The sequence below is a fragment of the Paenibacillus sp. PCH8 genome, assembly GCF_002968835.1.
In the GTDB taxonomy this organism is placed as follows: Bacteria; Bacillota; Bacilli; order Paenibacillales; family Paenibacillaceae; genus Paenibacillus.
In genome coordinates, this window is the sequence record NZ_PKQK01000010.1 from 83,559 (window position 1) to 96,850 (window position 13,292).

The window sequence follows — 13,292 nt, forward strand, 5'->3', positions numbered from 1 at the left end:
AATGAAAATCCCCTTGTTGCGTTAGGCCGGATCGGCACGCACCAAGGGGATTTTTTCTTTGTAATGAGCTTGATGTTTGGGCTACTACATTCACAACTCTCTATAACCTTACAGGTGACTCATAGTAATCACTAAACATTATGCGTGTATCGCTGTGCTCGCAAGCGAGTCCATAGGCTACCTGAGCCTGCATATCCAGTTCCAGCTGATTATGCGTGAACGTGGATGGTTTCAGCAGAACAGGCAGCGAAGCGCTCTTCTTCATCCGCTTCAGGAGGCTCTGCCCTTGAGCGTTAAATCCGAGGACACGAAGATATCCGGGTCCGGCACCCAATTGCTCTGGTGAACACTCGGCTTTGGTGTGATTCAGGAGCAAGTGGGCTAACATACGCTGGAGCTTCGTACGTGTGTAACGCTTGGTCTTCAACGCATTCAGGAGTGCTTCGACTGAAGGCTCCGGGAGCTGAGCGAGTGTGCGGATCAGCCGGTGCTCCAGCCCTTCCGTGACTTCGGCGATGCGTTCCAGCTCGGAGGCACGACGGGTAGCAGCAATGTGCAACAGCGGCTGTGCAAAGCGCTCCCAGTGTATGGGAGCGCGCCCTTCCTGCCATTCGCGATGCAGAATGGCAAGGGTTGCCGCCGGCACGTATGGTGCGGCGGCAGCGGGCCCGTCCGCCATCAGCAGGCGGCGGACGGCAGTTGCACTGGCGATCGCCCCCGGGCCGGGCGTCGCCTCATGGTACGCGGCACCGGTACGCGCCGCCGTAAAGGGCTGGATCGCGCTGCCAAGCCGTTGCAGCGCGATAAGGTAGTGCAGCCCAAGCGAATTGTTGGGCTGCCCCAGCAGTGCGGCGGCGTCGTGAGCATCGACGCCGCCAGGCGCCAGCGCCGCCGCCGCGCCTGCGTACGCGGCGGGGTAGCTGGCGCCCTCCCGCAGGCGGCGCGCGATGTCCTCGCGCATGCCTGCGGGCTCCACAGCCAGCACGCGCGCAATGCGCTGCAGGCTGTCCATGTCGCCGGACTCGCTGCCAAAGCAGAGCGAGTCCACAATGCCGGTGCGGTGCAGCAGCGATACCGCACCGAAGGCGAACCATTCTGCCGGTTGTACCGCGTAGGCTACCGGCAGTTCAAGCACCAGATCGGCGCCTGCGTGCAGCGCCATCTCGGTGCGTGCCCTTTTACCCACGATGGCGGGTTCGCCTCGCTGGAGAAAAGGGCCGCTCATAACGGCGACAACGGCGTCTGCCCCGCTTAGCCGCCGAGCTTCATTCAGATGATAGACATGCCCGTTGTGCAAGGGATTATATTCAACAATGACGCCTACGGCTTTCATGATTAAACGTACTCCTTTCAATGGAGATGAATCGTATGTATGACATGCTGTTTCGTTCATTCCATCATAGGGGATGACTTGTATTAGATCAAATCATGCAATCTCTCAGACTTACGAAAAAGGCACGAATCCAACATCCGCAGATGTCAGACCGTGCCACACTTAGTCACTCTCCGGTGAAGGAGACAGGCTTGCTTTGGGTCCGAAAAATTCATAACAGATGTTGTCCGTTGCAACACCAAGTGCCTGAAGTTCTGTATAGACTGAACGCATGAACGAAACCGATCCACACAGATAGTAGGTGGCATCCAGTTCGTTAATCACCTGGCGAAGCCACATTGCATCCATATATCCTTCTTTATGAAAATGCTCACTTTCACGATCAGAAGCAGCAGGTTTCGTATAACAAAAGTACGTTTTGAGGGTAGAGTTACGTTCAGCCAGGCTATTCACATGATCGCGAAAAGCATGAGATAGACCATTCGGACTTGCATGCAAAAATGTAATTGGACGGTTGTCGTTCAGGTCGACCAGCGTATTTAACATGCTAATCATGGGAGTTATCCCAACTCCGCCACTAAGGAGTACAACGGGTCGCTTATCTTCCGTGTTCAGTGTGAAGTCACCAGCAGGAGAAGATAGCTCCACCTGACTGCCTTCTACGATGTGATCGTGGAGATATGTGGAGATGACTCCGTCAGGACGCTCCAACACACCTCGTTCACGTTTAACGGAAATGCGATAATAAGGTTTACCCGGGGCATCTGAAAGGCTATACTGACGAATCTGGGTAAATGACTGTGCCTCTGGCTGAATTTTGATGCTGATGTATTGTCCGGGTTCATAGCTGGCAATGGGCTGACCATCGTCTGGAAGGAGGTAGAAGGACGTGATAATTTCACTCTCCTGCACTTTCTTGGCAACCTTAAAGCTGCGGAATCCTTCCCAGCCACCCGTCTGATTTTCCGCTGCGGGCTTAACATGCATATTAAACGTTAACGAAATGTGACCTGTATTTGCAAATAATTACAACTGAAATGACGACTTGTGGTTTCTCTCAGAGTGAGTCTATAATAGATAAGATGGAGTGAACGGTTCTGGACCAATGTTTTTTAAAATAGGGTGTAAAGTTAAAAGTGTTGACAAACGTCTTGGAAAATCGGTATAATGATTTTTGTTTGTTAAGTCGATTTCATAATACTTTTAACGATGAATCGTCAGAATACATACAGTCAGGATATATTGCTTTACAAAAGCAGGCTTGACCTGTATAACTGTCGTGATACGTTTGACATGAATTATGAAATTGGTTTCGTTTGGAGTGATGGGAAATGTTAATGCCATTTCGCAAAGTGGCTACCAGTGATCGCCCACTTACGTTTAACGAACAGTGGGATATCAAGGAACTGGTTTCTAACCGACAAGATATCACAGCCGTTACCCCGCTTACTGCGGATTTGTCTGCAGAGTTCAAAGAGGGGGACGTTGTGGATGTTCATGGCGTACTGACTGTAGGAGTGGACATGTTGTGCTCCCGTTGTCTCAAGCCGATCAATGAACATTTTCATATTGATTTTCATGAGCAATTCAAGCAGGGAAAACAGCCGGAGGAATTGCACGAAGACAACGAAACGCTCTATGTGGATGGAGATAGCGTTGATCTGAAGGGTAATGCCGAGGAAGCTTTTCTGCTGGATCTTCCGTTTATACCGCTGTGTAGCGATACATGCAAAGGGTTATGCCCCAAGTGTGGCCATGAGCTGAACGAAGGTGACTGCGGTTGTGATACCCAAGTTATCGATCCGCGGCTTGCAGGGCTCAAGGATTTTTTTAAATGAGCATGATTGAAAATCGAACATTGTAACAACTACCTGCAAAGGTTGATTTTGATAAGGAGGTGGGAATAATGGCAGTACCTCAACGGAGAACGTCCAAGACGCGTCGCGACAAACGTCGCACTCACTTTAAATTGGCTGTACCGGGCATGGTGAAATGTGAACAATGTGGCGAACTTAAACTTAGTCACCACGTGTGCAAAGTGTGCGGAACGTACAAAGCAAGAGAGATCATCTCTCAATAATAGTTAGACATTAAGTAGCACTTCATTTCGATGAGGTGCTACTTTTTTTGGGATTAGGGAAGTGAAGGAGATTGCTGCTAAGGCTTGCCATGCCTGCTCCACAAGGGTGAATTGTTTTTGCTTAGCCAGCCTTTCTTTTTGACACGTGATGAGATATAATATAGTTTAGTACCAGGTTCTAAGATTTGACGTTACATATAGATGAACCATGATCCGTTTGAGAACGACCCTGGTGACCAGGGATGCAACTATAGAAGCAATAGGCAAGAATGGTTGAACTGACCGGATGGGGCGGTTCCGTAAACGATACAGCGGGGGGTGTCAGGCATCGAACGTGTACCGAAGAGACAGAGGCAACATCAGTTAACCAAAATGATTGAAGAAAACCCTTTTGTGACGGATCAGGAACTTACGCGCCAATTGAAAGTGAGTATTCAGACGATTCGTCTTGACAGGCTGGAACTTGGAATACCCGAACTTCGGGAGCGGATGAAGCTGATGGCAGAGCGCTCGTATGATCAGGTGCGCTCGCTGCCCCTGCATGAGATTATCGGTGATATTGTGGACTTGCAGCTGGACAAGAGTGGGATTTCTTTATTTGAGATTAAGGAAGAACACGTGTTTTCAAGAACAGGCATTGCCCGTGGACATTATGTCTTTGCACAGGCTAACTCTTTGGCTGTAGCGATTATTAATGACGAGATCGCATTGACTGCTTCAGCAGACATTCGTTTTGTCCGTTCGGTTCATTTGGGAGAGAAATGTATTGCGAAGGCTTACGTGAGATCGATTCCTGGTCAAAAGGGCAAAGCCAAAGTGGAAGTGTTCACTTATGTTGGTGAAGAAATGGTGTTTCAAGGCAACTTTGTAATCTACCATTCAGGTGGAGAAGACAGCGGAGAAGGAGGTCATTTGGAATGAAAATCGTCATTGATGCCATGGGAGGCGACAATGCACCTGTATCAACGGTTGAAGGTGCAATTGCCGCTGCCACGGAATGGGCGGATACACAGATCGTCCTGATCGGCGACGAAGCCAAGCTGGAACCTCTTTTGAGTCAGTCAGGTGTGAGACCTTCCAACTTGACGGTCCGGCATGCTTCCGAAGTGATTGGTTCGGATGATGAACCGGTAAAAGCAGTACGTCGCAAGAAGGATGCATCCATGGTGGTAGCCGGCCGCATGCTGAAAGAGGGCGAAGCGGACGCAATGATCTCTGCGGGCAATACCGGAGCACTGATGACAGCCGGTTTGCTTGTTGTGGGTCGTATGAAGGGGATTGAACGTCCGGCGCTTGCGCCCATGATTCCAACCATTGATGATGTGGGTGTGCTGGCACTTGATCTTGGGGCGAATATGGATGCCAAGCCAGAGCACCTTGCACAATATGGCCTGATGGGAAGTTTGTATCGGCAGAAAGTGCAGGGCATAGAGTCCCCGAGAGTAGGGTTGCTCAATGTGGGAACAGAGCCAGGCAAGGGCAATGAGTTGACCAAACATGCGTATCCATTGCTCGAACAACTCCCCATTCGGTTTGTTGGGAATGTAGAGGCCCGTGATGTGTTGACCGGTGCTTGTGATGTGCTTGTATGTGACGGTTTTGCAGGTAATATTTTGCTGAAATCGCTGGAAGGTACAGCAGGTGCCATTTTCGCCTTGCTGAAGGAACAATTCTCGTCGTCGCTCAAAAGTAAACTGGCTGCCGCAGTGCTGATGCCTGAACTGCGTGGGCTGAAACGGAAGTTGGATTACACGGAGCATGGCGGTGCACCGCTCCTTGGTTTGAGCGGACTGGTTGTGAAAAGTCATGGATCGGCTGATGGCAATGCCATCAAAAATGCTGTGCGCCAAGCTCGGATTGCAGTACAGAACCAGCTGGTAGAGAGCATATCTAAGGAAATTAGCGGGAAGTGAGTGACGATATGAATAATTTACGCCCGGTAGGGATTATCGGTACAGGGAAATATGTGCCTGAGAAAATTTTGACTAACAGCGATCTGGAGAAAATGGTGGATACGAATGACGAGTGGATCGTCAGTCGTACAGGAATCAAAGAACGTCATATCGCTGCACCGGATCAGGCAACCTCGGATTTGGCGTATGAAGCGGCTATTAGAGCCCTTGAATCTGCAGGTATGACAGGTAGTGATCTTGATCTGATTATTGTTGCAACTATCACTCCGGATTCTTCGTTCCCATCGACAGCCTGTATCTTGCAGGACAAGCTGGGTGCAAAGGGTGCTGCGGCATTTGATTTGTCTGCGGCGTGCTCCGGATTTGTATATGGCTTGGCGACAGCAACGAGTTTCATTAAAAGCGGTATGTACAACAATGCTCTTGTGATTGGTGCAGATTGCTTGTCACGTATTACGGATTATACAGACCGTAACACTTGTGTACTGTTTGGCGATGGAGCCGGTGCAGTAGTTGTTGGCGAGGTGCCGGAAGGTCGCGGCTTCAAAGCATTCGATCTCGGAGCTGAAGGAGCAGGTGGCAGTCTGCTTCAGATGGAAGGTGGCGGATCACGTCTGCCTGCATCAGCAGAGACGGTTGAGAATAAAAAGCATTATATCGAAATGAATGGTCGCGAAGTATTCAAATTTGCGGTACGTGTCATGGGTACGGCTACAATTGAAGTATTGCGCAAGGCCGGTATGGAGCGCACGGATGTGGATCTGTTTGTGCCTCACCAAGCGAATATTCGTATCATTCAATCTGCCATGCAGCGACTTGAACTTCCAGAAGAGAAAGTTGTAGTCAACGTAGACAAGTATGCGAACACATCTGCTGCTTCCATCCCGCTTGCTCTGGTCGAAGCTGCGGAAGAAGGTCGCATGAAAGCCGGAGATACCGTCCTGATGGTTGGATTCGGTGGCGGTCTGACATGGGGCGCATCTGTACTCGTATGGTAAACTAGACAGCTGGGAGATGGATGAGATGGGTAAAATAGCATTTGTATTTCCCGGACAGGGATCACAGGCTATGGGTATGGCTAAGGACGCTTATGATTCTGTGCCTGCGGCAACCGAAATTTTTCGCACAGCGGACGAAGCATTGGGTTTCTCGTTGAGCAATCTTATATTTGAAGGACCGGAGACCGAGTTGAAACAGACATCAAATACACAACCGGCTCTGTTGACAGCAAGTATCGCTTTACTTGAAGCTTTGAGATTAAAAGGAATTCAGCCTGACTATACGGCTGGACACAGTCTGGGTGAATACAGTGCACTTGTGGCAGCGGGCGTTCTTTCGTTTGCTGATGCAGTGAGTGTTGTCCGGGCACGTGGTCAATACATGGAACAAGCTGTACCGGGTGGACAAGGAGCAATGGCTGCTGTGTTGGGTGCAGATCGGGAAGCGCTGGGGGTGCTTTGCCGGGATGTATCTGAAAGTGGTCATGCAGTGGAACTTGCGAATATAAACTGTCCAGGACAAATCGTAATTTCTGGGGTCAAGGAAGGTGTGGCTGCTGTCTCGGCACGAGTGAAGGAAGCGGGCGGCAAACGTGCTATTGCACTTGAAGTAAGCGGACCGTTCCACTCTTCACTGATGAAAGGTGCAGCTGAGAAGCTGGCTGAGAAACTGAAGACCGTCACGTTCTCACCGGCAGCGGTTCCTGTAGTCGCTAATGTGACTGCAAGACCTGCAGAGAATGGACAGGTCCAGGATTTGTTAACGGCTCAGGTCTATTCTCCTGTATTATGGGAAGACAGTGTGACATGGCTTATTGAGCAAGGCGTGGACACGTTTATAGAGATTGGATCTGGCAGTGTATTGACCGGTTTGATTAAAAAAACAGATAAAACCGTAAAACTGTACAATGTAAACAGTCTTGAAACGCTCGAAGCAACGGCAAGTGAATTAGAAGGAGTTATATGAGTTAAACTAAACTTTTTACACGAGAACGGAGAGGACAGAAAACACTGAAGAAGCGGAGCGTTCGCCTGAAAGCTTTCTGAAAGAAAGCTACATCGGAAGCATAAGCTATCCCCGGATTTTCCCTTTAGAAAAGGGAATCAAAAAATCTGGGGATAACAGCGATCGGAAGGTTATTCTGTCATCGGAGTGGCAAGTGTAAACATTCTTTGGTTGAACTGATATAGATTTGGGGAAAGGAGGAATGATTATGTCTAAACCATTAGAAGGGAAAAATGCACTCGTTACCGGGGCATCCCGTGGCATTGGACGCAGTATTGCACTGGCACTGGCTGAGGCTGGAGCAAACGTAGCCGTGAATTATGCGGGCAGTCAAGCGGCAGCTGAGGAAGTGGCGGAAGCCATCCGTGCCAAAGGAGTCAAGGCGATAACCCTTCAAGCCAATGTTGGCCTGATGGATGAAGCCGAACAAATGGTCAAAGCTACACTCGAGGCATGGGGAAACGTTGATATTTTGGTAAACAATGCAGGGATAACTCGTGATAATCTGATCATGCGTATGAAAGAAGAAGAATTCGATCAGGTTATTGAAACGAATCTCAAAGGTGTGTTTAACTGTCTTAAGGCGGTTACACGTCCAATGATGAAACAGCGGTCGGGAAGAATTATCAATATCTCCTCGGTTGTAGGTGTGCTCGGCAATGCTGGACAAGCGAACTATGTTGCTGCCAAGGCAGGAGTCATTGGTCTGACGAAGGCATCTGCCCGTGAACTTGCTTCGCGTGGGATCACAGTTAACTGTGTTGCACCAGGTTTCATTGAGACGGATATGACAAAAGAGTTGTCCCAAGAGCTGGTCGACGGTATGCTGAGTGGTATTCCGTTGTCCCGTTTGGGTCAGCCGGATGAAATCGCCGGTGTAGTTACTTTCCTGGCTTCACAGGCTTCATCTTATATGACAGGGCAGACATTGCATGTCGATGGTGGCATGTACATGTAATTCTTCCCTGACTTGAACAATAGTCGGGGAACAGGCGCTGGACGATCCGAAATGCCGGAAAAAGGCCGGATTCCCCGGCCGGGAGCCGCATATGTCTTCTATGGCATTTTGCCTGCGATTCTCGTATAATATCAAAGAAGGAGGTGAACCGGATGTCCGATGTATTGGAGCGTGTAAAACGCATCGTCGTCGACCGCTTGGGCGCAGACGAAGCTGAAGTTACACTTGAAGCATCTTTCAAAGAAGATTTGGGTGCTGATTCTTTGGATGTAGTGGAATTGGTCATGGAATTGGAAGATGAATTTGATTTGGAAATCTCTGATGAAGATGCAGAAAAAATCACGACCGTAGGTGAAGTTGTTAAGTACATACAATCTCATACCTAAAGTCAATTCAGTCCCGCACATGTTTTCGAACAGGCGGGACTTCTCATCATTCATTGGTTATTCTCATTCCGCATGCAGCGCTGTTCAACCCGTCTTCGGATCGGCTGAATGGATGTCTGTTTGCGGATATTCCCACAAAATACTTGCGTAATGCAGTCGATATAGAGGTGAGTCGGTTTGAAACAAAGAGTAGTAATTACCGGAATGGGCGTAATGACATCGCTCGGAAAAGATTTAGAGACGTTCTGGGGAAGTTTAATGGCAGGTAAGTCCGGAATCTCTCAGATTGAGGCGTTTGATGTAAGTGAGTACACGACACAGATTGCAGCCGAGATCAAGGATTTCAACCCGGAAGAGTACATGGATCGCAAGGATGCTCGCAAAATGGACCGTTTTGTTCAGTTCGCTGTGGCAGCAGGCTTCAAAGCTGTTGAAGACAGTGGTCTGAAAATCAATGAGAACATTGATCCGGAACGCTTCGGTGTATCCATCGGATCAGGTATTGGTGGATTGGGAACGTGGGAGGACCAGCATAATATATTGCTGAAAAAGGGTCCCAAACGGGTAAGTCCATTCTTCATCCCGATGATGATCTCTAACATGGCTTCAGGCCAAATGTCTATTTCTCTTGGCGCCAAAGGGCCCAATATTAACGTTGTCACAGCTTGTGCAACAGGTACACACTCCATCGGAGATTCCTTCAAACTGATTGCTAATGGCGAAGCAGATGCTATGATCTGTGGTGGTGCGGAAGCAACAATCAGACCAACGGGTCTTGCAGGGTTCTGTGCCATGCGCGCAATGTCTACACGTAATGATGATCCTGCGAAGTCAAGTCGTCCTTTTGATACAGAACGTGATGGATTCGTCATGGGCGAAGGTGCTGGAGTTATGATTCTGGAATCCCTGGAACATGCACAACAACGTGGCGCACGTATTTATGGCGAAATCATTGGTTACGGTCTGACGGGTGATGCACATCACATGACAGAACCAGATCCAGACGGAGCAGCACGTTGCATGAAAATGGCGCTTCGTAATGCGGGGATTCAGCCTGAAGAAGTGGATTATATTAATGCGCACGGAACGTCGACTCCTGTAGGTGACAGATCCGAGACGCTTGCGATCAAAAAGGCGTTTGGTGATCATGCGTACAAGCTTGCAGTGAGTTCTACCAAATCCATGACGGGCCACATGCTTGGCGCTGCTGGTGGTGTGGAAGCGGTCATCTGTGGATTGTCACTGACACATCAGACACTGGCTCCAACGATTAACCTGGAGAATCAGGATCCGGAATGTGATCTGGATTATGTTCCGAACGTACCGCGTCAAACTAAAGTCAATATTGCGATGTCCAATTCGTTTGGATTCGGCGGTCACAATGCCACCATTATTCTCAAAAAATTTGAAGCATAAGGGGCTAGTTCGTTTGAGTGAAGATCTGAAGCAGTTACAACATCAACTTCAAATCAAATTTGACAACAGGCAGCTTTTAAAACAAGCGTTTACCCATGCTTCTTATGTAAACGAACACCGGTTCAGTCAGCACCAAGACAACGAACGTCTGGAATTTCTGGGCGATGCTGTGCTGGAATTGACTGTATCGGAATACTTGTATCATCTGTATCCTACACGTCCGGAAGGTGAATTAACTAAGCTGCGGGCATCCATTGTCTGTGAGCCTTCCCTCGTCAAATTTGCTGAAGCGTTGAGTTTTGGGCAGTATGTACTTCTTGGTAAAGGTGAGGAACTGACTGGGGGCGGACACGACCGGCTCTTCTGGCAGATGTGTTTGAATCTTTCATTGGTGCATTGTATCTGGATCAGGGATTGATGCCTGTCCGGACATTTCTCGACCAGCATGTTTTTCCGCTAATCGTTCTGGGCAGCAAGCTGCAAATGAGTGATTACAAAACGGAACTGCAGGAACTCACTCAACATCACAATATGGGAGCTCTGGAATACCGTATCGTTGAGGAACGTGGACCTGCGCATGAACGTGAGTTTGTCTCGGAGGTCCATATGGGTCAAGAACGGCTTGGCAGAGGTACAGGGCGTTCCAAAAAAGAAGCTGAACAACAGGCTGCGTCTGCAGCACTTGAGCGATTGAAGCTTCCGGAAGCCTGAGCTTTACCGATAGCGCATAAGACAAACGAAGAGCAAAGAGCAGCCCGCGGGTCCGCCCCGGCGGAAGTAATCGGCCGGACTGCTTTTTGCTCTTTTTTTTGTAAGAAGGTCAGGGAGGTTACCTGATCGATAACTAGGCGCTGGATGCAATACTTGAAATTTGCAAGAGGAGGTGACGAGAAACCCTATGTTTTTAAAACGGATTGAATTGGGTGGATTCAAGTCATTCGCCGATAAAACGGAAATGGAATTCGTTCGTGGCATTACAGCTGTCGTAGGTCCGAACGGAAGTGGCAAGAGTAATATATCGGACGGTATTCGCTGGGTTTTGGGTGAACAAAGTGCCAAGTCGCTACGTGGTGGCAAGATGGAAGATATCATCTTTGCTGGCAGTGACGCACGAAAGGCCGTCAATTTCAGCGAAGTTTCGTTAACGCTCGATAACGAGGATCATGCACTTGCATTGGATTTTGGTGAAGTGACGGTGACCCGTCGTGTACATCGTAGCGGAGATAGTGAATATTTTATCAACAAGCAATCATGTCGTTTGAAGGATATAACGGAGTTGTTTATGGATACCGGTATCGGTAAGGAGGCCTACTCGATTATTGGACAGGGGAGAATCGAAGAGATTCTGAGTACCCGTTCAGAAGATCGCAGGGGCATTTTTGAAGAGGCTTCAGGTATCGTTAAATATAAATCCCGTAAGCGGGATGCTACGCGCAAACTGGATGAGACAGAGCAGAATTTGCTGCGTATTCATGATCTGGTGACTGAACTGGAAGATCAGATTGGTCCGCTGAAAGAACAGTCTGAGAAAGCGATTCACTATAAGGAACTTCGTTCAGAGCTTAAATCGCAGGAAATTTCGATGTATGTGTATCAGATCGAACAGATTCATGCGTCCTGGAGTAAAGCTAATGAACGACTGCAATCACTGAAAGAGGATGAGATTGGACTGGCAGCTGTCGTGTCTACGCATGATGCCAAGCTGGAAAATGATCGGAATGCGCTACGTATCCTCGAAACAGAGACAGAGCAATTGCAATCCGCCTTACTGCAATTCAGTGAAGCGACGGAGAAAAGTGAAGGACTTGGGGAACTGCTCAAGGAGCGCTCGCATCATCTGCAAACGAATCAGGAGCAGCTCAAAGTAACACTTGCGGCGAGTGAAGAGAGACATCGCGAACGGGAAACCGAGTTGATTGCACTGCGCGAGAAGTTTGGCAAGCTTGAGTTTGAATTGAGCGATGTTAAGAATCAATTGTCTGTGGAAGAAGCCAAACTTATCGGTGTCACAGGTGGAATCAGTCAGCAGCAAGAGGAAAGTCTCAAGGGCAACTTGCTAGAACTGATGAATCAGATGGCTCAGACACGCAATGAAATTCGTTATGTGGACCAGCAGAAAGAAACGTTGGAGCGCAGGATGAATCGCGCGGCTGAGGAATCAGGCAAATGGGAAGGTCAGAAAGAGACACTGGAAAGCCGTAAAGCGGACATTGACAAAAAAGTGGTTCGTCTGGGCAAAGAAATCAGTGATCTGCGTGGTGGCTATATTACGGAAAGTGAACGACTCCAGTCGTTACAGAAGCTGCTGGAAGAAAGTCGAGGCACCGTCCGTAAATGGGAACAGAAGCGTGAGGCACAGGTCTCCCGCCGCGATACGATGAAAGAGATGCAGGATGACTTTGACGGCTTCATGCTGGGTGTCAAGGAAGTTCTGAAGGCTTCACGTAAAGGCACGCTGAACGGTGTTCATGGAGCGGTGGCTGAACTTGTCAAAGTTCCGGAGAAGATTGAACTTGCAGTAGAGACAGCGATGGGAGCATCTTTGCAGCATGTCGTCATGGAAAATGAATCAGTTTCCAGACAGGCCATCGCTTTTCTGAAGCAACGTCAATTAGGGCGGGCGACGTTCCTGCCTCTGGATGTCATTCGTCCTCGAGCCATTGGGGCGGCTGAACGTTCCATGATCGAAGGCATGGAGGGTTTTGTAGGGATCGGTGCTGATCTTGTACAATTCGAATCCAAGTACGCTTCGATCATAGGCAGCTTGCTCGGTAATGTTATTATTGCCGAAACGCTAGAGGTCGCCAATAAAATTGCGGCCCGTTGCCAGTATCGTTTCCGGGTCGTGACGCTTGAAGGTGATGTAGTTAATGCCGGTGGTTCCATGACAGGTGGTAGCCAGCATAAGAAAAATGTGAGCCTGCTCAGTCGGAAACGGCAGCTGGATCAACTGGATCAAGATATTAAGGACACTGAAAATCAAATTGTCAAACTGCATCATAGTGTGGATGATGTCAAAGCTCAACTGGAGCAGTGTCAGGTTAAACTGGATGAATTACGTCAGTCCGGCGACGATACTCGAAATGCGGAACAACAGGCTTCGATGGAGATGAAGCAGGTGGAGCATGAGCTTCGTCACGTACTTGAACAAGTTGCCGTTGCCGGGCAGGAGAAGAGCGGGTTTACTGAAGAAATCAAAGAG

Annotated in this window: 12 protein-coding genes and 1 pseudogene; 11 read left to right on the top strand and 2 right to left on the bottom strand. The window is 48.9% G+C overall.

What is annotated here, in order from left to right:
* Positions 1-100: 100 nt before the first annotated feature.
* Both C0Q44_RS29390 and C0Q44_RS29395 read right to left on the bottom strand, forming a co-directional pair.
* Entirely contained in the window at positions 101-1,333 is a 1,233-nt protein-coding gene (locus tag C0Q44_RS29390) for a nucleotidyltransferase (protein ID WP_105410677.1), read from the bottom strand.
* 162 nt (positions 1,334-1,495) lie between these two features.
* Entirely contained in the window at positions 1,496-2,320 is an 825-nt protein-coding gene (locus tag C0Q44_RS29395; protein WP_105410678.1) for an FAD-binding oxidoreductase, read from the bottom strand.
* A gap of 344 nt (positions 2,321-2,664) precedes the next feature.
* Here C0Q44_RS29395 and C0Q44_RS29400 point away from each other — a divergent pair, with 344 nt between their 5' ends.
* The 11 genes and pseudogenes from C0Q44_RS29400 to smc form a co-directional block, all read left to right on the top strand.
* Complete coding sequence (locus C0Q44_RS29400; RefSeq protein WP_105410679.1) at positions 2,665-3,171, top strand: YceD family protein; 507 nt, start codon at positions 2,665-2,667, stop codon at positions 3,169-3,171.
* A gap of 68 nt (positions 3,172-3,239) precedes the next feature.
* A complete protein-coding gene (gene rpmF / locus C0Q44_RS29405; RefSeq protein ID WP_017689233.1) occupies positions 3,240-3,413 on the top strand; it encodes a 50S ribosomal protein L32 in 174 nt (57 codons plus the stop codon).
* A gap of 372 nt (positions 3,414-3,785) precedes the next feature.
* Positions 3,786-4,334: a transcription factor FapR gene (gene fapR / locus C0Q44_RS29410; RefSeq protein ID WP_062833760.1), complete on the top strand. Its 549-nt coding sequence runs from the start codon at positions 3,786-3,788 to the stop codon at positions 4,332-4,334.
* Complete coding sequence (gene plsX / locus C0Q44_RS29415; RefSeq protein ID WP_105410681.1) at positions 4,331-5,326, top strand: phosphate acyltransferase PlsX; 996 nt, start codon at positions 4,331-4,333, stop codon at positions 5,324-5,326. The genes fapR and plsX overlap by 4 nt, the downstream gene beginning before the upstream one ends.
* An 8-nt stretch (positions 5,327-5,334) precedes the next feature.
* Complete coding sequence (locus C0Q44_RS29420) at positions 5,335-6,324, top strand: beta-ketoacyl-ACP synthase III (protein ID WP_105410692.1); 990 nt, start codon at positions 5,335-5,337, stop codon at positions 6,322-6,324.
* Positions 6,325-6,349: 25 nt separating this feature from the next.
* On the top strand, positions 6,350-7,291 hold the full coding sequence (fabD, locus tag C0Q44_RS29425) for an ACP S-malonyltransferase (protein WP_105410682.1): 942 nt from the start codon (positions 6,350-6,352) through the stop codon (positions 7,289-7,291).
* 247 nt (positions 7,292-7,538) lie between these two features.
* Positions 7,539-8,288, top strand: coding sequence for a 3-oxoacyl-[acyl-carrier-protein] reductase (gene fabG / locus C0Q44_RS29430; protein WP_017689228.1), 750 nt, complete (start codon positions 7,539-7,541; stop codon positions 8,286-8,288).
* Positions 8,289-8,440: 152 nt separating this feature from the next.
* Positions 8,441-8,674 carry an acyl carrier protein gene (acpP, locus tag C0Q44_RS29435; RefSeq protein ID WP_017689227.1) on the top strand — a complete coding sequence of 78 codons (234 nt, stop codon included), beginning with the start codon at positions 8,441-8,443 and terminating at the stop codon, positions 8,672-8,674.
* Between the two features lie 177 nt (positions 8,675-8,851).
* Positions 8,852-10,090 carry a beta-ketoacyl-ACP synthase II gene (gene fabF, locus C0Q44_RS29440; protein ID WP_105410683.1) on the top strand — a complete coding sequence of 413 codons (1,239 nt, stop codon included), beginning with the start codon at positions 8,852-8,854 and terminating at the stop codon, positions 10,088-10,090.
* A gap of 13 nt (positions 10,091-10,103) precedes the next feature.
* Positions 10,104-10,801 (top strand): annotated as a pseudogene (rnc, locus tag C0Q44_RS29445) (ribonuclease III).
* A 187-nt stretch (positions 10,802-10,988) separates the two neighbouring features.
* A partial coding sequence (gene smc, locus C0Q44_RS29450; protein WP_105410684.1) for a chromosome segregation protein SMC occupies positions 10,989-13,292 on the top strand: 2,304 nt, incomplete at its 3' end.